Raw genomic sequence first — 24093 nt, forward strand, 5'->3', positions numbered from 1 at the left:
CTTTCTGATTGATTAATGGATTTTAATCATGATCACGTTTTGGACGTGTTGTTTTCATGATTTGATTGACTAGGTTAACATTCTCCTGTGGTGTACGTGGTCGACCGTCCTCTGATGAATGTGTCTCTGTTATATCATCAGAGCTCGTTGAAATGTCATTGGTTGATGATTCGATAGATTCGGCGATTTCTTCATCTTTATCCTTAACAAAATATCGTTCAGTTAAGGTGATTTTCTTAAATATAAGATGATGACATGCAGCGTTCATCAAGCAAATATCATAACTATAAGCCTCATTTGGATAAATAAAATAGCTATCAGTTTCTTTAATCATACAGTGGTCGAATGCTTTACCATTTTTTAAATAAAAGGTCACAATGACATAAACACTTTGTGCTGGCGTGGCAGTAATATCTAGATGAATATCGTAACGATAACCTCTCTTTAACATAGGGAGTTTAGGCGGATGCCCATCTTTATCAAATGTAGTGGCTGGTTCCCATAAGTTAATTTGCAAGCCTGATGGCATGAGTTGATTCTCATAATATGTGTAGTCATCGTGAAATTGTATTGTTGCGCCATGTTTATAAGTATGACGTGTCACTTTGCGCCATCTTACGTCTAATGTTTGATTACTTTGCATGATTGTCTCTCCCAAAATGATCTTTTAATAAAATATGATAAAAGTTCATAAACCAATTCACAACGGTTGATGTATCATCATTATGTCGACCTGGTACGGCTTTGTTCATCAGATGGACATGATGTCGGCTTAATACTGGTAGCAAATCTTCGAATGCAGATTGATCGTAATCGTCGTTTTTCATATAAGTAATAGCAATGGATGTATCGCTAATATGACTATTTGAAAAGACATTCCAGAATTTATCGTCTAAGTCTTTAATATGCTTCAAATCGGTGTTAGTTTGTGACGACTCGGTCATTGTATGTTCGGGTGAAAGGGCGATATCTAATGATGTTTCGAAATCATTAGGTCGTAATAACTTCATATTTTTAGCTATAGTACCGACATTGACTAAAGGCTTACCAACGTTAATGCCTTTAGGATTTAATTGGGCACCGTAGTATAAAGCACCAAATGACCCCATCGATAAACCTGATAGTATCAAGTCATCTTCTTTAAAACCGAGTTGGTTTAGTGTATCGGTAATGACTTGTTTAATACCATTTTCATACGTATCAGAGCCTAAGTAAAATGCGCCACCTTGAATTCTTGGATCACTAATCAGTAAGAAAGGCGCACCTAATTGATTCATTAGAAAATAAGCTTCAAATCCTTCAGCTTCACGATAACCACTGAAGTAAACATTAAGTGGTGGTTTGAAATCACCAGGATTAAAGTAATAAAAGAATTCTTCGCGATTTTCATCTACAAATCGATGACTACCGAGTAATAAATGACCGAATTCAATATGTGACAAACGTTTATGTACGGCGCCGATATGAACGGTACCACTACCTTTAACACTTACCGACGTTGAAATGTATGCCGTATAGGGTCTACGTTGTAAATAAAGTGGCTCGGCAAGTTCTTCCTCACTTAGAACAATCTTTTCAAGGACGCCTTCTTCTGGGTTTAAAGATACTAGTCGAAACGTATATTCTAAGGTGACATCGCCTTCCGTTCGGAATTCCGGCCAAACTTCAATCACTTTATCTTTATCGTATACGAGGTTTTGCTGCCAATTAAGTACCGGAATCAATTCATCACCGAAATGACCTTTCAATTGAATTTCTCTATTACCATAATGAATCACTTCGATATGTGACGGCGATTGGATATGTGTTCGAGCTGGACTCACCTTATCTCCGTATTGCCCAGGAAATGAAATAGATATCAATTTATCATGAAGATCATCCGTCGTATCATAATGAATAGGGCGAATGAGATATCTCTGCACTAAATCAAGTTCATCATAGCCACTTGGCCAATATTGTGCATCGACAAGTGTATTATATGGATGACTCACAATATGCAAGAGTTGTGTTAATGCATCTGTCAGGTTCGCTTGAATAAATACTAAATCAAACTGTCCAGATTCCTCGACAATCTCCTTAATACTATCGATATACCCACTATCAAATTCAAATAATTGTGTATCAAAATAGTCCCAAGTGACTTCCGGTTTATGCGTGAATAGATATTCTAAATCTGTTCCGCCAATTTGTAATACATTAAATTTACGTGGCATGGTTATCACCTTCTAAAAAGTGGTCAAGTTGTTCAATAATGTGACCTGAACTTAAATCTTCAATCATATTGGTATTAAATGTAAACGCACCATTCCAATGTTTTAAGGTACTTAAGAAATAATCTAACGCAGTCGTAATATCCGCATAACTATTAATCAAATAGCCATTTTCTAAATGAGTGACATAACTACTTTGATGCATATTTATTTGTGGAATTCTGACACTGATACTTGCGATTTGTAAGAATAAATCTGGCTCATCATTAAGGTCAATGACGATTCTTAGTCGAGACAATGCCTTTAATACGTCATATTCAAATGGCACCGATTGAATTTGTACTAATTCCTCAAAGTCTTCCGCTGATTTTGCTTGGATTAATTCTGATTTGGCTAAATCTTCCTCATCTTCTTCGTTGAATGTTTCATTAACATTTTGTATTAATTGAGACAACCATTGTTGTAATTGAGTAGCGCTATTTTTCGTTAAAATAACTAGGCGATACGATGGATGACGTTTAATATAAGTGATTAAATCATTGATTAATATTTGCAAATAATCATCATTAAGACCATCAATCCAAACACCTATGTAAGTTTCATCTAACTGGCTACTAAGATTTTCTAAGATTTGTGTATCGAATGGTGTAAATCTCAATATTTCAGGTTTAGTATCTAGTGTTTCAATGAGTTGATGTAAGATATGTTCATTTTCATGTGTATCAACAAGCCATTTGTTGCTATGTGCCATACTCTTAATTAATGGTTGGTCAATCGTACGATTACGTTTACTAAAAATAGAGTAATATACTTGCACGTCATCTCTAAGCGTATTAAAAATGCCGTTATGAGCAATATGTGATGAAACAATCAGTTTATCATTTGCTTGCATATGTTGATTACAAAATGTGTTTAAACGTTCTGTAATTAAATCAACCATTGATGGATAGGTCTTGGAATGAAATTGGTGCGCATGATCTGCCATAACTTGAACAACATTAGTCTCTAGGTTTTCACGTAAAACAACATCACCCGAAGCGGTTAAATAATCCTGATATTGTTCGTGACCGAGCTCGTCGTAATAACGGATAGCACTCAAATAACCACGTTCGTCAAAAATATATCGACGCTGATGGATATCATGTTCAAAATCATCCACTACAATTAAATAGCCATCTTGATTAAAATAAATTTTAGATACGTAATGTGCTTTCATAGCCTGTATTAAATAAGGTGAATAGAAAAATTCAGTGTTATCAGGCCATTCTAAGTCTTCAAATTGAAAGGATCTAGGTGGAATGTCTTCGAATCCCTGAATTTCGTCAAATAATGACCAAATATTTGTTTCATATAAGTCATACTTATGCAGAAATAAGCGTAAATTGGGATTAAAACTTAAATGAAGTAGTTTAAAATCTTCGTCATTTTTTTCATGCATCGACATGAGACTAATGGAATCATCAAACTCGATCATTGCGTTTTTTATATAAAATGGTTGATTCAAATTACGCCACCATTGATCATTGTTGTACCATGCTGGAACGAAATATTTCATACCTTACTCCTTACCAATATTTGTTTAAAAATGATTTATATTTATCAAAGTATAAATATGTTCTAATTGTTTCTGTAATATTTATCGTAATGTAAATCAAAATAATAAACTGCGTAAAAATTGAAATTTGATCGTAAATACCAGATATAAATATAGAACTAATGAGCGGCAGGCTAATGATAAAACCTATTATTAAGGCGCCGATTGCACTAATTTTTTTAGCTCTACGGTCTAAATAATGTCTTGTATCATCGCCAGGATAAATGCCATCGAAATAATTCCCACTCTTTTGAAAGTCTTTAGCAATACGTTTTGTATTCAACATAACTCGAGATAAATAATAGTTTAAGATAATCAACATGATGATGAATATCAATACCCCAATCGGATTATCTAATTCTAAAAATGGTGGTCGATATTGAGTATCTCCAGTGATCCATCTTCCAACTAAATGTATTAAGACACCTAATAAGAAGAACAGTGAAAAGTTAAACATGATTGAAATACTACCAGCAGGGTTTAATTTCCAAGATACATAAGTGTCTTTTTTAGATGTACTGATATTCATAATATCTCTATAAATCATGCGATATTCAATCATTTCTATGAATAATAAAAGAATCAACACGACTAATATCATAACTCCACCAATCACCATCGTTTGGGCATCCAACAATTGAAGATGTTTATTTTGAAACATAGATTTGATGATACTAACTAATACGATAGGCGTTGGACCTGCGATACCATAAACAGTATTTTGATCAGCTAACCACACGAGTAACATTGTGCCGGCTACTAAGATAAGTAACATTAAAGGGAAATTAGCGTGATGAATCATACCCTTATTAATGTACTCACTTAAGATAAAATACCCTCGAATTAATGCTAATAAAATAGTGAAAAAACGTTCTTTATAGCTACGTTCTAGACGTGTTTGTTTTTGACCTTTCTCCATATTTCGATAGGTCAGTAATGTCATAATAATCATCGTTGTAAGCCAAGGACTTAATCCCAATGAGAATAGGTTGAGTGTTGTAATATCTCCGCCGACATTTGAAATAGCTAAATCAAGAAATTGATTCGTATGTTGTGCTGATGATTTCATATCAGCAATTTTAATATTACTACCCAATATGTATATGAAAATGATCATTAGAGTGAAAAGAATACGTTTATATAAAATTTTATATTCGATATTTTTAATGTTTTTAATATTCATCAATTTCCCACACTAATCCTTTTCTTTAAATGATTATAAAGAGGCAAAAGCACCCATTATTTTTTGAGTAATCAATTGAGTACTTTAGAAATAACAATGCTTCTGCCTCTATTTTATTCTAATTAATTATTGTTATCTTCTTTGCGATCTTTTTTGTCTTTTCTAGATTTTCTAAATATAGCTAGACCGAAAATCAATGATAATAATCCTGATAGTAAACCTTTAGATTGATTGTCATCTTCACCAGTGTCAGGTAATGCTTCTGAATGAGGTTTGTTGTTGTCATGTTGTTGTGCCTCAGAAGTTGGATGCATAGGTGAAACATTAGTTGATTCACTAGATGATGCACTCATGCTATGTGACATAGACTGAGATGTGCTGTCGTTCGTAGAAGCGCTTGTGCTCTGACTATGAGATATACTTTCACTTGGTGTTTCGGACGTAGACATTGATGTACTATGACTGTTTGAATCACTGCTACTTGTTGAATCACTGCCACTTACTGATTGACTAAATGAGTGACTATGACTTGGCGTATCCGATGTACTTACACTAGCGCTATCTGACGTACTATTACTATTTGAGTCACTGTTACTTGTTGAATCACTAATAGAAATACTATTCGTATGGCTATGTGATTGACTATCAGAAGTAGACATGCTCGTTGAGTCACTTGTAGAAATACTGCTACTTTCTGAAGTAGAAGTACTAGTGCTAACAGAATCACTTAGTGAAGTACTACCGCTTGTAGATGAGCTATCAGAAAGTGACGTACTCGTTGAGTTACTTGTTGAAGTACTACTACTTTCTGAAGTAGAAGTACTAGTGCTAACAGAACCACTTAATGACGTACTGCCGCTCGTCGATGATCTATCAGAAAGTGAAGTACTTGTTGAATCACTAGTAGAAGTATTGTCACTTAAAGAAGTCGACGTACTAGTACTTTCAGAATCGCTCAATGAAGTACTACCGCTTGTAGATGAACTATCAGAAAGTGAAGTGCTCGTTGAGTTACTTGTTGAAGTACTGCTACTTTCTGAAGTCGACGTACTAGTACTTTGAGAATCACTTAATGACGTACTACCACTTGTAGATGAACTGTCAGAAAGCGAAGTACTCGTTGAACCGCTCGTTGAAATACTACTACTTTCTGAAGTAGAAGTACTAGTGCTTTCAGAACTACTCATTGATGTACTACCGCTCGTCGATGAACTATCAGAAAGTGACGTACTCGTTGAGTCACTCGTCGAAGTACTATCACTTAACGAAGTTGAATCACTTGTACTTTGAGAATCGCTCGTTGAAGTACTGTCACTTAATGAAGTGGATGTACTTGTGCTTTCGGAATCACTCAATGACGTACTACCGCTTGTAGACGAACTAGCAGAAAGTGAAATACTTGTCGATCCACTAGTTGAAGTACTGTCACTTAATGAAGACGAAGTACTTGTGCTTTCGGAATCACTCAATGACGTACTACCGCTTGTAGACGAACTATCACTTAATGATGATGACGTGCTTGTACTTTCGGAGTCACTCAATGATGTGCTACCGCTTGTTGACGAACTGTCAGAAAGTGACGTGCTAGTTGAGTCGCTTGTTGAAGTACTATCACTTAACGAAGTTGAAGCACTTGTACTTTGAGAATCACTCAATGACGTACTACCGCTCGTCGATGAACTATCAGAAAGAGACGTACTCGTTGAGTCACTTGTCGAAGTACTATCGCTTAACGAAGTTGAAGCACTTGTACTTTGAGAATCGTTCAATGACGTGCTACCGCTTGTAGATGAACTGTCAGAAAGTGAAGTACTCGTTGAGTCACTCGTCGAAGTACTATCACTTAATGACGATGATGCACTTGTACTTTCAGAACCACTTAGTGAAGTGGATGTACTAGTGCTTTCGGAATCACTCAATGACGTACTACCACTCGTTGATGAACTGTCAGAAAGCGACGTACTCGTTGAGTCGCTCGTTGAAGTACTTGCTGATCCACTAGTTGAAGTACTACCACTCGTAGATGAGCTGTCAGAAAGCGAAGTACTCGTTGAATCGCTCGTTGAAGTACTGTCACTTAATGAAGTGGATGTACTTGTGCTTTCAGAATCGCTTAATGACGTACTGCCACTTGTCGATGAGCTATCAGAAAGCGAAGTGCTCATTGAATCACTTGTCGAAGTACTGTCGCTTAACGAAGTAGACGTACTAGTGCTTTCAGAGTCACTCAATGACGTACTACCGCTTGTAGATGAACTATCAGAAAGAGACGTACTTGTTGAATCGCTCGTAGACAAGCTATCACTTAATGAAGTCGACGTACTAGTACTTTCAGAATCGCTCAATGAAGTACTACCACTTGTCGATGAACTATCAGAAAGAGACGTACTCGTTGAGTCACTTGTCGAAGTACTATCGCTTAACGAAGTTGAAGCACTTGTACTTTGAGAATCGTTCAATGACGTGCTACCGCTTGTAGATGAACTGTCAGAAAGAGACGTACTCGTTGAGTCACTCGTCGAAGTACTATCACTTAATGACGATGATGCACTTGTACTTTCAGAACCACTTAGTGAAGTGGATGTACTAGTGCTTTCGGAATCACTCAATGACGTACTACCACTCGTTGATGAACTGTCAGAAAGTGATGTGCTAGTTGAGTCGCTTGTTGAAGTACTGCTACTTTCTGAAGTCGACTTACTTGTACTTACAGAGTCACTTAGTGATGTACTTCCACTTGTAGATGAACTATCGGAAAGTGAAGTACTTGCTGATCCACTCGTAGATGAGCTGTCAGAAAGCGAAGTACTCGTTGAATCGCTCGTTGAAGTACTGTCACTTAATGAAGTCGACGTGCTTGTACTTACAGAGTCACTTAGTGATGTACTACCACTTGTCGATGAACTATCGGAAAGTGAAGTACTTGCTGATCCACTAGTTGAAGTACTGTCACTTAATGAAGTGGATGTACTTGTGCTTTCAGAGTCACTCAATGACGTACTACCACTTGTCGATGAACTATCAGAAAGCGAAGTACTTGTTGAGTCACTCGTAGACGAGCTATCACTTAATGATGATGACGTGCTTGTACTTTGAGAATCGCTCAATGACGTACTACCGCTCGTCGATGAACTGTTAGAAAGTGAAGTACTTGTTGAATCACTCGTTGAAGTACTGTCACTTAATGAAGTTGAAGCACTTGTACTTTGAGAATCGCTCAATGACGTGCTGCCACTTGTCGATGAGCTATCAGAAAGCGAAGTGCTCATTGAATCACTTGTCGAAGCACTGTCGCTTAACGAAGTAGACGTACTAGTGCTTTCAGAGTCACTCAATGACGTACTACCGCTTGTAGATGAACTATCAGAAAGCGAAGTACTTGTTGAATCACTCGTCGACGTACTGTCACTTTCTGAAGTAGAAGCACTTGTGCTTTCAGAATCACTCAATGACGTACTGCCGCTCGTCGATGAGCTATCGGAAAGTGAAGTACTTGTTGAATCACTCGTCGACGTACTGTCACTTAATGAAGTGGATGTACTTGTGCTTTCAGAATCACTCAATGAAGTGCTGCCACTTGTCGAAGTACTATCACTTAATGAAGACGAAGTGCTTGTACTTTCAGATCCACTTAATGAAGTAGATGCACTTGTGCTTTCAGAATAGCTCAATGACGTACTGCCACTTGTCGATGAGCTGTCGGAAAGTGAAGTACTTGTTGAATCACTAGTTGAAGTACTGTCACTCAATGAAGTCGAAGTACTTGTGCTTTCAGAATCACTCAATGACGTACTGCCACTCATAGATGAACTATCACTTAATGATGACGACGTACTTATGCTTTCAGAGTCGCTTAATGAAGTACTACCGCTCGTAGATGAGCTATCAGAAAGAGAAGTACTTGTTGAATCACTAGTAGAAGTACTGTCACTTAATGAAGTAGAAGCACTTGTGCTTTCAGAATCGCTTAATGACGTACTGCCGCTCGTCGATGAGCTATCAGAAAGAGAAGTACTTGTTGAATCACTTGTTGAAGCACTACTACTTTCTGAAGTAGACGTACTTGTACTTTCGGAGTCACTTAGTGAAGTAGAAGTACTAGTGCTTTCAGAGTCACTCAATGACGTACTACCACTAGTTGACAAACTGTCAGAAAGAGACGTACTTGTTGAGTCACTCGTAGACGAGCTATCACTTAATGATGATGACGTGCTTGTACTTTGAGAATCGCTCAATGACGTACTACCGCTTGTCGATGAACTATCAGAAAGCGACGTACTCGTTGAGTCGCTAGTTGAAGTACTATCACTTAATGAAGTTGAAGCGCTTGTACTTTGAGAATCGCTCAATGACGTACTACCGCTCGTAGATGAACTGTCAGAAAGTGACGTACTTGTTGAGTCACTCGTCGAAGTACTGTCACTTAATGATGATGATGCACTTGTACTTTCAGAGTCACTTAATGAAGTACTACCACTTGTAGACGAGCTATCAGAAAGTGACGTGCTCGTTGAAGTACTGTCACTCATTGAAGTTGAAGCACTTGTACTTTCAGAGTCGCTTAATGAAGTACTACCGCTCGTAGATGAACTGTCAGAAAGCGAAGAACTCGTTGAATCGCTCGTTGAAGTACTATCACTTAATGAAGTGGATGTACTTGTGCTTTCGGATCCGCTCAGTGATGATGAAGTACTTGTACTTTCAGAGTCACTCAATGACGTACTACCACTTGTTGACGAACTATCAGAAAGTGAAGTACTTGTTGAGTCACTAGTAGAAGTACTGTCACTTAATGAAGTAGACGTACTTCTACTTTCGGAGTCACTCAATGATGTACTACCGCTTGTTGATGAACTGTCAGAAAGCGACGTACTAGTTGAGTCGCTTGTTGAAGTACTATCACTTAACGAAGTTGAAGCACTTGTACTTTGAGAATCACTCAATGACGTACTACCGCTCGTCGATGAGCTATCGGAAAGTGATGTGCTCGTTGAATCACTTGTTGAAGTACTAGCACTTTGAGAATCGCTTAATGACGTACTGCCGCTTGTAGACGTACTATCACTTAACGAAGTCGACGTGCTTGCGCTTTGAGAACCGCTTAATGACGCACTTGTACTGCTAGAAGTCGATGCACTATCACTCGCAGACGTACTAGAAGAAGTAGAATCACTCGCACTTGTCGAAGCACTTGCGCTATCACTTAATTTACTACTAGTACTTGTCGACGTGCTTGCGCTTTGAGAACCGCTTAATGACGCACTTGTACTGCTAGAAGTCGACGCACTATCACTTGCGGATGTACTAGAAGAAGTAGAATCACTGGCACTTGTTGAAGCACTTGCGCTATCACTTAATTTACTACTAGTACTTGCAGACGTGCTTGCACTTTGAGAACCACTTAATGACGCACTTGTACTATCAGAAGTCGAAGCGCTCGTCGAAGTCGATGCACTTAAACTGTTGCTTTTCGAATCGCTCAATGACGTACTTGTACTGTTCGAAGCCGAAATACTATTACTATTTGATGTACTATTAGAGGTACTTGTACTAGTTATAGTAGACGTGCTTTCGGAGTTGGATAGTGAATCACTAGCTGCATTACGTTCTATATTCCATGTAAATGTTTTAGTTGTTGTATTGTTACTTGCATCTTTTGAAGTAACTGTCACAGTATAACTACCTAATTGTGATGGTGTACCGCTTACTGTTTTAGTAGATGGATCATATGTTAATCCTGGAGGTAACCCAGTTACTGTGTCAGTCGTTGAACCACTATTATCACTTGTATTGATAGTGACATTGTTAATAGGTGTGAACACTTGATTAGACTGATTACCGATATAAATCACAGGATTAGTAGTATCTACGACATTGATAGTGAAAGTAGATGATGATGAATTACCTGCTTGGTCTACTGAAGTAACCGTCACCGTATTATTGCCTAATTGAGTTGGCGTACCTGTGATTGTATTTGATGTTGAATCATAAGATAATCCAGCAGGTAGTCCAGTGACAGTATTAGTTACTGTTCCAGTACCGTTATCTGTACTATTCACTGTGATTGGTGAAATAGGACTATTAATTTCTTTAGTTTGATTCGTCATATTAATTGTTGGCGCTTTAACATCTTTATAGAAGATGGTGATAGCTTGACCAGCATTAGTTAACTTAACTGTTTTATTTGTAGCATTGTATGTCGGTGCATATGTACTATCTACATTGACTAACTGATAACCCTTAGATGTTAAGTTACTTTGTTGATCATCAATGTTTACAGTATTATCAACATCTCCAGCCAATGTTTTAGGTGGAATGATTTCTTTACCAGTATTAGCATCAACATAGTGCACTTGTGCTGTAGCAGATTCTGTATAGGTGAATGAGTCAATTTGAACTTGTTGTAAATTTCGTGCACCACCTGTAGAAGCAGTCATAGATAAAGAAAAATTGGTATTGTTACTTGCTTTAATCCAATCTGAAATGTTTCTTGTCCATGTTTGACCAGCATATGTGACTGTCATCACTTTTGTATCACCATTATAATCAATGACGAAATCTTGGAAGGTACCGTTAGGTTGTGTTGTTAATTTCGCTGCGTTTGCTGTCTTAGTGCTATCCGTATATGTCGATGCGACACCGCTTGAGTTGGTTGTTACAAATGCACCGAATGCGCCTCCTCCTGATACATTCGCAGGGTCTTTATTGGCACTAGCTGATGCGTTTGGTTGAGAGGTATTATGATAACTATCTAGTTTAAATCCGAACGCATTATTTAAGCCCCCGATACCTAAAGCTGCACCTTCTTTACCGATTTGGCCTAAAGTACCAGGTGAGAAAGCAAATCCAATTCCATCTCCGCCAGTAACGCCATCAGGACTAAAACCTTCATAACGCGTTCCTAAGTTAACTTTACCAGTGAAGTGGAAACTCTTATTGGAGTTGATTTTAGTACCAAGTGAAATGGCACCTTTTTGACTACTTGCATCAGGTGTCAGTGTAGCGATACCAGTGTTTTTATCAAAAGTTGCAGAACCAACTGTTGTGAAATGGTCGGTAAAGTTATTTTTATCAACAACAACTTGTGATGTTGTTGGTGCAATAGGTGTTGGTGTTGCAGTTGCTGCTAAACGATTGACCGCTAATCGACTAAAAGCACGTACTTTAGTAGTATTAGTTGGTTTAGTAGACTCACTTGCAACGGGTGTTGTGACTACACTTTCAGAAGCAGTATGTGTCATTCTTTCATTCACATAGGACGTTTGATTTGTAATCGATTCACTTTTAACAATGTTATTTTGATTAGATGATGATTCACTAGTTGTAGCATTGTTTGGTGTTTGACTATCTTTACTTTGTGTTGATGATTGAGACTGACCTTCATTCGTATCTACTTTAGGTTTACTAGACGTACTTTGTTGTTGGTCTTGTGAAGTAGATGTAGATTTCTGTGATTGTGTATCAGTTGATTTGTCGTTAGTAGAAGATGTTGTACTTTTAGCATCTTTACTATCGCCTTCACTTTCACTAGATGTCGTACTATTATGTTCTGATTGATCTTGCTTGGATGATTGTTCTGAGTGGCTGTCGTTATGTGATTGATCGGATTCACTTTGTTGTTCAGTTTGATCTTTCACACTCTCACTTGATTGTGTGTTTGATTGATCACTTTGACTATCTGTAGATTGAGTACTATCAGCATTGTCATTTTTTTCTGAACTTTGTGTTTTTTCTGAGGAAACCGATTCGCTATTTGAAGGATTTTCGTTGGTGCTTGCATGTTTAAGTTCTGTTGAATTTTGATTTGCAACAGCTTCACTTTGCGTGGAAAGTTCTGAAGTTATAGGCAATTCAGAAGCCGCCATAGCTTGATGATTATGTAACATATTCACTGTAAAAGCACCACCAGCTATGGTTGTAGCTTTTATAGCATTTCTTTTTACGAAATTACCTTTGTCTTGTGTTTCATCAGGACCTTCACTTGTGTGATTAGAAAAGATAGGTAATCCCATGATTTGCATGAGTTTAATTTCTTTGATACCTGATTTAATCCAGTGTTTGCCTGATTTATATAATTTAACCCGTGATTTTTCTTCTTCTAAACTGTGTTTTAAATTTCTTTGTCTTTTTGACATTGAACCATACTCCTTTTAAATGTTGCTTTGTAAGAATGGGTTAGTATCAATGTAATAATACACTAATAAATAACTTCAATATTACAATACAAATATACCACATATAAAGAATAATAAATAATAATATTATTTGGAAAATAAATTTGTTACTTTTTGGTAACGAATAGAGCTAAATTAAATAATATTGTGTTAGCAATGTTTCTGTCGACAATTATAATTAAGCTAAATGTTTTTGAGAAAACTTATTTTTATAAATTTGCAAGTAAATAGGAAAATGTTTGATAAGGGCACACTCCGGTTTGTATGAGGTCAATCTGACATCGGTCTTAATGATTGTAATATAAAGATAAATGAACTTAATAAGTCTTCAAAGTCTAATTGATATGCTGTTATGTTATCAATTAGGCTTTTTTAATTAATTTAATTGTGGCTATAAATTTATATTGTATTATTTACTTTTTTATAGTAATCTTTAAAACGAAATAATTACGATTTGAAAGGTTAAGGATAATAATATGGGAAATACATACGATATTTGGTGGAAAAAGGGAGAAGAAACGGATGATGACATGGCAAGGGATCATCAAGAGTCTTGGCAAAGAATCATTCACATGCTTGATCCAGTACAGATTAAGGGACAAACAATTTTAGATTTTGGTTGTAATCAGGGCGGCTTTTTACGCCAACTGTATCAAACATATGAATTTGATAAAGGAGTGGGTATTGATTTAGCTTACAACTCATTAGAAAAGGCGAACACATTAAAAGAACAACTCCCCCTCGAATACTTTTTAACGGATAAGCCTCAAACGACAGGATATAAGTTTGACACAGCTATAAGTACGTCAGTGTTATATCTTATTGAAGATGTCCCTCAACATGCAAGAGATTTAAAAGCAGTTTTAAAAGAAAAGGGTGTTTATTACGCCACATTTGCAGATCATACGAATAATCCAAGTAGATATTTTATGAAAGAAACCATCGATAAATATGGTGCGACGCCATCTCAAGATCATTCATTAAAACATATCGTTGATAGCTTTGTCGCAGAAGGTTTTGAAGTAGCAGTGATAAAAGAAAGCGTACCTGACGTTATCAATCTTACAAACTATAGTGATTTTTATTTATCTCCGAGTGACTATTTACGTACATTATTTGAAGAATCATTTTTAATTAAAGCTACATTGAAAGAAGGAACAAAATAATGAAAAAGGGAATATTATTATCGGTGGTAACTACAACGACGTTACTACTAGCGGGTTGTTCAAGTCATACTAAGGATGATCACAATATTAATGTGTCATTACCAACAGAGGCGAAAGCAGATAAATTAGATGCACAAGGTTATGATGCTGCGATGCCGGTTTATAGTGCAGTATACGATTCACTTGTTCAGTACGATAAGAAGAAAGGCATCAAAGCAGGTTTAGCAGATCGATGGAAAGTTGATAACTCAGGAAAAGATTATGAATTTCATTTGAAAGAAAATGTGAAATTCTCTGATGGGTCCAAACTAGACGCTAAAGCAGTTAAATTTTCAATTGACCGTGCTAAAAAGATGAATAAAGAAACGACTGTTGAAACATTAAAGCAATTAGATCAAGTGGTGGTAAAAGATTCACAAACAGTACAGATAAAATTGAAACAACCATCTAATCAGGTACTGAATGAACTAACACAAGTGAGACCGTTGCGTATTATGAGTCCGCATGCGGTTGAAGGTGGCAAGGTCGATGGCAAGTTTAAGAAGGCAATTGGTACTGGTGCATTCGTTGTAGATAAAGCAGGTAAGGAAAAAACGACAATGAAACCGAATAAGTATTACAATCACGAGCATCCAGTTAAATATGACTTATCTTTCCAAACGATAGAAGATGGTGATTCTAGAAATTCAGCTATACAGAGTGGTTCTGTAGATATTTCTGGTGGTTCATTAGGAATGTTATCAGACCAACAATTAAAACAAGATAAGAAAAATAAAGACTTAACAATAGAAGACCGACCAAGTACAGTTAGTCATTTTATGGCCTTTAATCCAGATCATAAGACATTAAAAGATACCAAAATAAGAGAAGCAATAAGTAAAGCCATCAATACAAATCAATTATCAGATCAACATATGCGCGGCATTTTCCAAAAGGATGTTCAATATGTAAATGATAAGAACCAACAACAGCATGACTATAATATTAAAGATACTGAAAAAATTCTTAAAGAAGAAGGCTATAAGAAAAATCATAACGGCATTTATGAAAAGGATGGTAAACCATTATCATTCAATCTTGTTATTCAAACTGCAGAATTTCCAAATTGGAAAGATAAAGCAGAACAAGTTCAAGATCAATTGAAAAAAGCAGGTATCGAATTAAAGATTAAAACATTAGATTCGCAATCGTATTATGACACGTTATGGACGAAAAAAGACTTTGATCTCATTTTCTATAGAACTTACTCAGATGCCTTAATGCCTTATAACTTTATGAATTCAGTATTAAAAAATATTGATGGTAAATCAGGGGTGCTTGCAAACGATAAAGTGTTATCAGAGAAGTTAGATGCTTACCCTAAAAAGATTAACCGTGATGAGCAACAACAGGCAATGGATGATATATTTAAACATTTTAATAGTAGTTATTATGGTGTGCCGATTGCTTATCCAAATGAAACATTTGTGACGAGTCATAAGATTGAATCATTTAAATTCTCAGGTCTTACTGATGCGCCTATCGACTATAAACATCTGAAAGTTAAGCAATAAAATGTTTAAACGTACTTTGAAATTATTGCTGTACTTATTTATGAGTTCATTCATTATATTTCTGTTAGTGGAAAAGACATCAGGAAATCCTGCCATCTTGTATTTACAAAGACATGGGTACACACATATTTCCCAGGAAAATATAGAAGCAGCACAACATCAACTAGGTCTAGGTCATCATATGATATTAAGGTATCTAGATTGGGTTGTACATGCTTTTACAGGGGATCTTGGTTATAGCTTTAGTACAAGTGAGCCAGTGACTTCTATGATTATTCAATCATTAACGCCTACATTGACATTAATGATAGTAGCAACGGCCATTTTATTACCGTTAGGATTCGCTATTGGTTATGTGGTTGGCGTCAATCCAGGTCATAAATGGGGGTTAATGCTTAGAAGTATCGCTCAAATCTTAACCTCAATGCCGGAATATTGGTTGGCGATATTATTCGTGTATTACTTTGGCATTCGCTTGCAGTTGTTACCCTTTGTAGGAAGCAGTACGTGGTTACACTTTGTGCTACCTGTTACAGTGCTAGTCATAGTAGAAGGTTGTCATATTATTCTAATGACAGCACATTTAATAGAAGGAACGCTTAAAAGTGATGCTTACCAATTAACCTTATTACGTGGTTTTAAACTAAAACATCGAATCTATGTGCAGATTAAAGATATTATCGCACCATTAATAACGATCATGATTAATAGTATGATTCATTTGTTTGGTAAGGTTGTTATCTTAGAAGTGATTTTTAGTATGTCAGGTATAGGCAAATTATTGATTACTGCAATCAATCAACGTGATTACCCAGTAATTCAAGGTATTATCATGCTAGTAATTGTCGCAATTATGATTACGAATTACTTGGGAGATATACTAATGATTAAGAATGAACCTCGAATTCAGCACAAGCAATTAACTCAACCTAATATAGTAAGGGTGGGTAATCATGAATAAACATAAATCTGTATATATAATAGTAGGTTTTATATTCATGATGATTGTAGCTATAGTTGTTAGTTTGATACCACAACAGTTGAATGAAGCATTAGGATTACGTCCACCTAGTTTCAATCATTTATTAGGAACAGATCAGTTAGGTAGAGATTTTCTATTGCGTCTTATCCAGGGAAGTATCGTGACGATTGGATTAACGATGACAGTAATCGTGTTAAGTATCGGTATCGGTTTAATACTGGGATTAATTGCAGGTATAGAAGGACGTTGGTTTGATAAAAGTTGTATGTTTTTAGCGGATTTATTATTAGCTATCCCATCGTTTATTATTGCTTTAGTTGTTTTAAGTTTAGTGAGTGATTCAATGCTAGGATTACTATTTGCACTCACAATAGGATGGTTAGGACGCTACTTACGTTACTTTAGAAATTTAACTAGAGATTTACAAAAGCAACCTTTTATTACTTACGCAGTATTAAGTGGTAATTCTAAGATGAAAACAACATTGGTGCATACTATTCCTCATCTAATGAGTAATATACTAGCCCTAATTACTGCAGATATAGGTAAAATTATGTTAAGCATTTCAGGGTTAGCCTTTTTAGGTCTAGGGATTAAACCACCCACACCTGAATTAGGGACAATATTATTTGATGGTAAGAGTTACTTTAGTGCGGCACCGTGGTTATTCTTCTTCCCGGGACTACTATTAGGAGGTTATGCTTTATTATTTCAAATGCTCAACAACAAAATAATGAAATAACTGACTTTGTGAGTGTCGATCGGTTAAGTGTTTTTAACAATGCGCGCACATTATTAAATTCAATTTCTGTAGATATTCAAAAGGGTGCGTTTCATTGTGTTATAGGTGAAAGTGGTAGTGGGAAGTCCTTGTTAATTCGTACAATATTAAATATGACTTCTTCAGAATTATCGTATCAAGGGCAAATTGATATCAATTTGGCCAATGTTGATGCAGTGTTTCAAGATACAACGAGTAACATGTTTCAAAATATTCCCCTTGATAAACACTTTGATATGTTATATCAAGCGCAATCATCGAAGTTGACCAAGTCAGAGCGATGTGTGCAGTTGATTGAAATGATGACAGCTTTTGGTTTAGAAGAACCACAACGCTTATTAAAATCTTATCCTTTCGAATTGAGTGGTGGTATGGCTCAAAGAGTTGCGCTAATGATGGCATTGATTAGCAAGCCTCATTGTTTAGTTTTAGACGAACCTACAAGTGCACTCGATCAGAAAAATAGTCAAAAGGTAATGCGTTATCTTTCGAAGATAATGAAGGAAAAACAGATGACGATGATATTTATCACACATGATCTTAATTTAGTAGAAGATTATGCGACACATATTAGCATTATGAAAGAAGGTCATCTCCTAGAAAATGGTACTGCTAAGGAGATACTTCAACATCCCAAAGACGATTATACGAAGAAATTAATCGACATTGCGCATAGGAGAAAACAATATGCTTACAATCAAACAACTGTCTAAAAGTATTCAACATCAACCGATTTTAAAAGATATAACATTAGATTTAACAGAAGGTCATTTACTGATATGTGGAAAAAGTGGTAGCGGGAAGTCTACTTTAGCGAAAATGATAGCTGGATTAGATTTAGATTATACTGGCCAAATCAAGTACAATGGCATTTCAAGAAAAGACACTCAAACGAAAAGATGGATGAAACAGATTCAATATGTACCACAATATCAAAGTAATACATTAGATCATCGAAAAAGAGTACGTGATATCTTATTAACGCCGTTGAAAAATCATCATTTTGATCCGTCAACTTATCATGAGAGAATCACGACAGTGCTTAAACAATGTATTTTACCTCAGTCGATTTTAGATCAACGTGTAAGTACATTGAGTGGTGGCCAATTTCAGCGACTTTGGATTGCTAAAGCTCTTATTATGGAACCACAAATATTAATACTTGATGAAGCAACTACGAATTTAGACATTATTAATGAAGAAACGATTCTCAACATGCTAAAGGAGTTAACACAGATTCAAATGATTATTATCTCACACGATCCATACGTGTTAGATTACTTTAAGGGTCAGAGACTCGACTTGGATTTATAAAATTGATTGAGCCATATTGTAGTGAACATGATTCACTATGATATGGCTTTTTGTATAAAAAAAAGGATTGCCCTTGAGCACGCTCCATGGTTTACAATGTTTGTAACAGAAGTGGAGGTCGTAGTCATGAATACAAAAGAAGTTGTCGAATTGATGGATATTTCTCAAGATACTTTAAGATACTATGAAAAGGTAGGCGTGATTCCACCAGTTGAACGTGATAAAAATGGGTATCGCATCTATCAAATGAAAGATTTAAATTGGATATACTTAGTTAAGCATTTAAGACAAGCTGGTGTAACGATTGAGTTACTCGTTGAATTTTGTAGGTTAGGTCAATTACCTAAAGATGAGGCGGTTCAAAACCAACAGAAAGAAGTACTCAACAAACAACTTGAAGAATTAGATGAACATTTGAAGGCCATTCACAATGCAAGAGAATTATTAAAATATAAAATTGAAACGTATGATGACCATATTGCCAAAATCAATGATGAAGCGGCTCAAGAATATAATTTGAAAAAGATTTGGGAAAATAAAAGACAATAAATTTGCTATTGAGTGCACTCCATAGTGTAGGGTGTAGTTATAAAGAGTAGGAGGTTTTCATATGAAAACAATTAAAATAAACGAAACAATTGAAATTCCGGCATTAGGATTTGGTGTGTTTCAAATTCCACAAGAACAAACAAAAGACGCCGTAGTTAATGCGATTCAAGCAGGATACCGTCATATAGATACAGCTCAAAGTTATATGAATGAAACAGAAGTAGGCGAAGGTATTAAAGCATCTGGTATTGATAGAAGCGAATTATTTGTTACTACAAAAGTATGGATTGAAAATGTTAACTATGAAGATACACTAAAATCTATCGAACGTTCTTTAGAAAGATTACAACTAGATTATATTGATTTAGTATTAATTCACCAACCATATAATGATGTTTACGGATCTTGGAAAGCGTTAGAAGAGCTACAAGAAAATGGAAAAATCAAAGCGATTGGGGTATCTAATTTCGGTGTTGATCGCGTTGTTGATCTAGGTATTCATAACAAAGTGCAACCTCAAGTGAATCAAATTGAAATTAATCCGTTCCATCAACAAGAAGATGAAGTACAATCACTTCAAAAAGAAGGTGTACTTGTTGAAGCTTGGGCACCATTTGCTGAAGGGAAAAACAATTTATTTAGTAACGAAACGTTACAAAATATTGGTGACAAATACGGTAAATCAATCGCACAAGTTGTACTACGTTGGTTAGTAGAAAGAGACATTGTTGTCTTAGCAAAATCAGTTAATCCAGAAAGAATGAAACAAAACTTAGATATTTTTGATTTTGAACTAACAGATGAAGATAAAGCACAAATCGCAACATTAGATAGTAACGATAGTCAATTCTTCTCACATGCAGATCCAGAAATGATCAAAGCATTAACAAGTAGAAGACTCGACGTATAATATATAAAAAAAGGGACATCCTGAGAATGAGGATGCCCCATTTTTATATGCATTTATTTTACTATTTATATATTAATTATGCGCCTGATCCGTCAAAACCTATTGTTACTGAAGTGACTTGTCCATTTTTTTGTATAATGGTTACCGGAGTATGGTAAAAACCTGTTTTTGGACTTTTAAGTTGATAAGAGTCAGTGTTTGGATGTTTATTACCTTGTACATCTGTCATTTCTTGAAGATCATTTCCATAAACAGATTTTAATTGTTTAATCGTAATATTATTGACTTTGAATTGTACAGATGTTGCTTGTTTTTTCCCAGGTTTAATAGAAGAAAATGATTGGTCATATTTAGTGAAATAATTTATTTTAGATGCGGTGCCACTTAAACGAACAATTTTTGTACCATTGAAAGTAACATTTCCATATTTTATGGCATTCTTAAAGCTTTTATTTAGTAAGAATGATCCGTCATTATTAACATAACCTTTATAATTATAATAAGGTGTTGTAGCGGCATGTGCATCTTGATTAGGATTTACATCTAATGAGGCTCCGACTCCGAATACTGTTCCGATGGCTAAAGTTGATGAGACAATTGCTTTGGCAGTTTTATTCATACGAATCTCCCTCTCATTTTTAGTTGAATCGTTAAAAAAGTAAAATGTTACGATTCAATGACAATATTACAAAACAATTACATCGATTTCAAATGTATAAATAAATTTGATTTTATACACATATATACATAGTTAACATAAGTGTTAATGGCATAATTTAAGGTATTAGTAAAATGTATAAGGGTAATAAAAAGAGAGTTTAAATCAAATAGTGAATATTAATTCATTATTTTTTGTTTATTAACGATATTTTTACAATATATTAACAAAACTTTAAAAGAGGTTTCTTTATATTGGAAGCGGGAATGAAAAATTATCTAATATAAAGGAGAGATTAGTAATGAAACATACTAAAACAATAGCTTTATTATCATCAGCAGCCATTTTATTAGGTGCGTGCGGTAACGGTGGCAGTGATTCTGCTTCAAATAAGAAAGATGAAGGTACGAAAGACGCCACTGTATCGGTTAAAGATATTAAGACAAAGCCTGAAGATGCAATTAAAAAGGCACAACAAACATATAAAAACCAAGATTTAAAAGATATTTCTTATGAGAAATCAAATGGTGACTGGGTCTATAAAGTTGAACAACAAGATACGAAAAATAATAAAGAGTCTGAAGTTATCATCAATGATAAAGATAAAAAAGTGATTCACAAAGAAACTGAAAAAGGTGAATCTAATCAGTCTAATGACGCATTTAAATACAGTGATGTGAAGAATTATAAAGATGCTATTAAATCAGCGCAAAAAGACTTTGATGGAGATGTGAAAGAGTGGTCATTATCAAAAGATGATGGCAAGTTAGTTTATAACTTTGATCTACAAAAAGGTAAAGAAAAGCATGAAGTGACTGTCGATGCTAAAACTGGAAAAGTATTAGACAATCAAAAAGACGATTAAAATAAATCCTCTATATGAAGATCAAGCCTGGGACATAAGTAAAATGTCTCAGGCTTCAATTTTTTTAATATATTTCCAATAATTTCTTCCAGTTATAAGAAACCATAACCGCAATGCTCATAACTAGTAACAAGATGACGAGTTCAGAAGCCATGTAACCTTGTGATAAGTGTACTGTAAATAGGGCGCCTAACATAATGACGATAAATCCAGCAGCAACGTAATTTGAAAATAATCCGATAATCATTAAAATACCACCGATAAATTCAAATAATCCTAATATAATTCCTAAAAATGCAGGGAATCCTAACCCAGACATCATTTCCATAGGCTCTTTAAATCCGCTAAATACCTTTTGTGATCCATGTATTGTAAATGTAATACCTAACATCAGTCTAATTAATAGTAATCCTAAGCGCATAAATACTTACCTTCCCTTTAAATATATTTTATATACTCGATATGGTTAGTATACTACAATAAGATTATTTTCAATGCAACCACGTATTTGATTTTTTTGAAATAAATTCAAAGGCATTGCATATAGAAGTAGTAATAAAGCTTTTAAGAGGACACATGATGTCCGGTTCAAATGATTAAATTAATAAAAACGAATAAATTTGATTTTGATTTTAAATTGGATATAAGTTTGCGTTATAATACTTATGCGTATGCAATATACATATAATTAATTTAATTTGAGGATTTAAAAGTGTTTTGTGCGAAAAACGTTAATGACTTCAGTAATGTATATTAATGCAACTTACATCTAGTTTTAAGAATGATTGCGTAAAGCAAACTAAAGGGGGAGCATCGTTGAAAAAAGTTTTTACTAGTTTAATGATGATTATGATGTGTTTAGTCTTAATATCGCCAACTGTTTTTGCTGAACAGTCTCCAGTCGATGTTGCTAAACAAGAACATCAAGATATTGATAAGCAATACAATCCAAAAGGGATGATAGTAACAACTAAAGATGGTCAAATACTTTATGATTATCATGGAAATACTCAAGTAGATCCAGCATCTAATACTAAATTGATGACGATGAATTTGGTTTATGATGATATTAAATCAGGCAAAATTAAAATGAATGATAAAGTGAAAATAACATCACGATATGAAAAAATGTCAGAATTACCTAATTTAACTACATTTCCACTTAAAGAAGGAACAACCGTTACAATCAATCAATTATTGAAGCAAGCTGCATTAGAATCAAGTAACGCTGCGACATTAGTATTGGCAGAACATATTGATGGTAGTTCTTCGAAATTCACAGATAGAATGAATCAAAAAGCTAAAGACTTAGGCATGAAGGATACAACGTTCACGAATCCAAGTGGTGCTAATAATAAAATATTAAAACCATATGAGCCAAAAAGTTATAAAGATGATACAATTTCACATACAACTGCACGTGATATGTCATTATTAAGTAATCATATATTGAATGCACATCCAGATGTTTTAAAAATTACAAAACTATCTAAAGATAAGCAGTCAAATCAAGAATTACATAATACCAATACATCATTACCAAATGAAGCAGATGGTATGAAAGATGTTGATGGTTTAAAAACAGGCACAAGTGACAATGGATACAATTTAGAATTAACTGCCAAACGAAATCATTTAAGAATCGTAACAGGCATATTTAATGTTAAGCCGTACCCTGATGAACAAGCGAAGCATGCCCGTCAAAAACTGGCGAATGCTTTAACTGAACATGCATTTAAGCAATACGACTACCGTAAAGTCATTTCAAAAGGTGAACATGAAATAGACGGTAAAAAATATGAAGTAAAAAAAGATTTATATGATTTAGTACCTAAAGATAAAAGTAAATATCAATTAAAAGTGTCTGAGGATAATCAATTATATGTTGATTATGATCGTCAATTTACGAAAGGACATCAAGCACCTACCGTAGAAGTCGAACCTACGACACATTGGGGCATGATTTTTCTATACGTATGTATGGCAATTGCCGGACTGGTATTACTAGGTATGTTGACCATCATAGGTATCAAAATTTATTACAAAAAGTTTTAATCAAATGATGACGTATAAAGCTAGCGCTAAGTGTAAAGTGCTAGCTTTTTTTAATTAAAAATTAAGCATATTGATAAAAGATAAAAGTGTAACTGCAAC

The 24093-nt window shown here is 35.0% G+C and carries 17 protein-coding genes; 10 read left to right on the forward strand and 7 right to left on the reverse strand.

The genetic code is table 11. The features are described from left to right. Nucleotides 1-22 precede the first annotated feature (22 nt). From asp3 to ssp1_RS00645, 5 genes are all read right to left on the reverse strand, one after another. A complete protein-coding gene (gene asp3, locus ssp1_RS00625) occupies nucleotides 23-643 on the reverse strand; it encodes an accessory Sec system protein Asp3 (RefSeq protein ID WP_075777786.1) in 621 nt (206 codons plus the stop codon). Next, nucleotides 633-2213 (reverse strand): accessory Sec system protein Asp2, encoded by a 1581-nt coding sequence (gene asp2, locus ssp1_RS00630; RefSeq protein WP_075777787.1) that lies wholly within the window; start codon nucleotides 2211-2213, stop codon nucleotides 633-635. Before asp2 ends, asp3 begins: the two co-directional genes overlap by 11 nt. Then, nucleotides 2203-3765, reverse strand: coding sequence for an accessory Sec system protein Asp1 (gene asp1 / locus ssp1_RS00635; protein WP_118828062.1), 1563 nt, complete (start codon nucleotides 3763-3765; stop codon nucleotides 2203-2205). Before asp1 ends, asp2 begins: the two co-directional genes overlap by 11 nt. A gap of 10 nt (nucleotides 3766-3775) precedes the next feature. Beyond that, nucleotides 3776-4987 carry an accessory Sec system protein translocase subunit SecY2 gene (gene secY2, locus ssp1_RS00640; RefSeq protein ID WP_118828064.1) on the reverse strand — a complete coding sequence of 404 codons (1212 nt, stop codon included), beginning with the start codon at nucleotides 4985-4987 and terminating at the stop codon, nucleotides 3776-3778. 122 nt (nucleotides 4988-5109) lie between these two features. Continuing rightward, entirely contained in the window at nucleotides 5110-13122 is an 8013-nt protein-coding gene (locus ssp1_RS00645) for a KxYKxGKxW signal peptide domain-containing protein (RefSeq protein ID WP_118828065.1), read from the reverse strand. 515 nt (nucleotides 13123-13637) lie between these two features. Between ssp1_RS00645 and ssp1_RS00650 the strand changes: the two genes are divergently transcribed. From ssp1_RS00650 to ssp1_RS00685, 8 genes are all read left to right on the forward strand, one after another. Then, nucleotides 13638-14327 (forward strand): class I SAM-dependent methyltransferase, encoded by a 690-nt coding sequence (locus ssp1_RS00650; RefSeq protein WP_075778218.1) that lies wholly within the window; start codon nucleotides 13638-13640, stop codon nucleotides 14325-14327. Beyond that, complete coding sequence (locus ssp1_RS00655; protein WP_107546653.1) at nucleotides 14327-15880, forward strand: ABC transporter substrate-binding protein; 1554 nt, start codon at nucleotides 14327-14329, stop codon at nucleotides 15878-15880. The genes ssp1_RS00650 and ssp1_RS00655 overlap by 1 nt, the downstream gene beginning before the upstream one ends. 1 nt (nucleotide 15881) lies before the next feature. Beyond that, nucleotides 15882-16841 (forward strand): ABC transporter permease, encoded by a 960-nt coding sequence (locus ssp1_RS00660; RefSeq protein WP_075778216.1) that lies wholly within the window; start codon nucleotides 15882-15884, stop codon nucleotides 16839-16841. Then, nucleotides 16834-17604: an ABC transporter permease gene (locus tag ssp1_RS00665; protein WP_075778215.1), complete on the forward strand. Its 771-nt coding sequence runs from the start codon at nucleotides 16834-16836 to the stop codon at nucleotides 17602-17604. The genes ssp1_RS00660 and ssp1_RS00665 overlap by 8 nt, the downstream gene beginning before the upstream one ends. Nucleotides 17605-17612: 8 nt before the next feature. Further along, nucleotides 17613-18356, forward strand: coding sequence for an ATP-binding cassette domain-containing protein (locus tag ssp1_RS00670; protein WP_080496603.1), 744 nt, complete (start codon nucleotides 17613-17615; stop codon nucleotides 18354-18356). Beyond that, on the forward strand, nucleotides 18331-18957 hold the full coding sequence (locus ssp1_RS00675; RefSeq protein ID WP_002451440.1) for an ABC transporter ATP-binding protein: 627 nt from the start codon (nucleotides 18331-18333) through the stop codon (nucleotides 18955-18957). The genes ssp1_RS00670 and ssp1_RS00675 overlap by 26 nt, the downstream gene beginning before the upstream one ends. Nucleotides 18958-19083: 126 nt before the next feature. Beyond that, a complete protein-coding gene (locus ssp1_RS00680) occupies nucleotides 19084-19506 on the forward strand; it encodes a MerR family transcriptional regulator (RefSeq protein WP_002451439.1) in 423 nt (140 codons plus the stop codon). 61 nt (nucleotides 19507-19567) lie between these two features. Beyond that, the gene (locus tag ssp1_RS00685) at nucleotides 19568-20416 is read left to right on the forward strand and encodes an aldo/keto reductase (protein ID WP_107535893.1); all 849 of its coding nucleotides are present in this window, start codon (nucleotides 19568-19570) and stop codon (nucleotides 20414-20416) included. A 76-nt stretch (nucleotides 20417-20492) separates the two neighbouring features. On the opposite strand, the gene isaB is transcribed toward ssp1_RS00685, so the two are convergent. Further along, nucleotides 20493-21035, reverse strand: a complete 543-nt coding sequence (isaB, locus tag ssp1_RS00690; protein WP_075778213.1) for an immunodominant staphylococcal antigen IsaB family protein — start codon at nucleotides 21033-21035, stop codon at nucleotides 20493-20495. Nucleotides 21036-21375: 340 nt separating this feature from the next. Here isaB and ssp1_RS00695 point away from each other — a divergent pair, with 340 nt between their 5' ends. Next, a complete protein-coding gene (locus tag ssp1_RS00695) occupies nucleotides 21376-21939 on the forward strand; it encodes a PepSY domain-containing protein (RefSeq protein WP_075778212.1) in 564 nt (187 codons plus the stop codon). A 64-nt stretch (nucleotides 21940-22003) separates the two neighbouring features. On the opposite strand, the gene ssp1_RS00700 is transcribed toward ssp1_RS00695, so the two are convergent. Then, entirely contained in the window at nucleotides 22004-22360 is a 357-nt protein-coding gene (locus ssp1_RS00700; RefSeq protein WP_002451435.1) for a DoxX family protein, read from the reverse strand. 395 nt (nucleotides 22361-22755) lie between these two features. Here ssp1_RS00700 and pbp4 point away from each other — a divergent pair, with 395 nt between their 5' ends. Further along, the gene (gene pbp4, locus ssp1_RS00705; RefSeq protein WP_075778211.1) at nucleotides 22756-23994 is read left to right on the forward strand and encodes a penicillin-binding protein PBP4; all 1239 of its coding nucleotides are present in this window, start codon (nucleotides 22756-22758) and stop codon (nucleotides 23992-23994) included. Nucleotides 23995-24093 lie beyond the last annotated feature (99 nt).

It is taken from the genome of Staphylococcus sp. M0911, assembly GCF_003491325.1.
GTDB lineage: Bacteria > Bacillota > Bacilli > Staphylococcales > Staphylococcaceae > Staphylococcus > Staphylococcus warneri_A.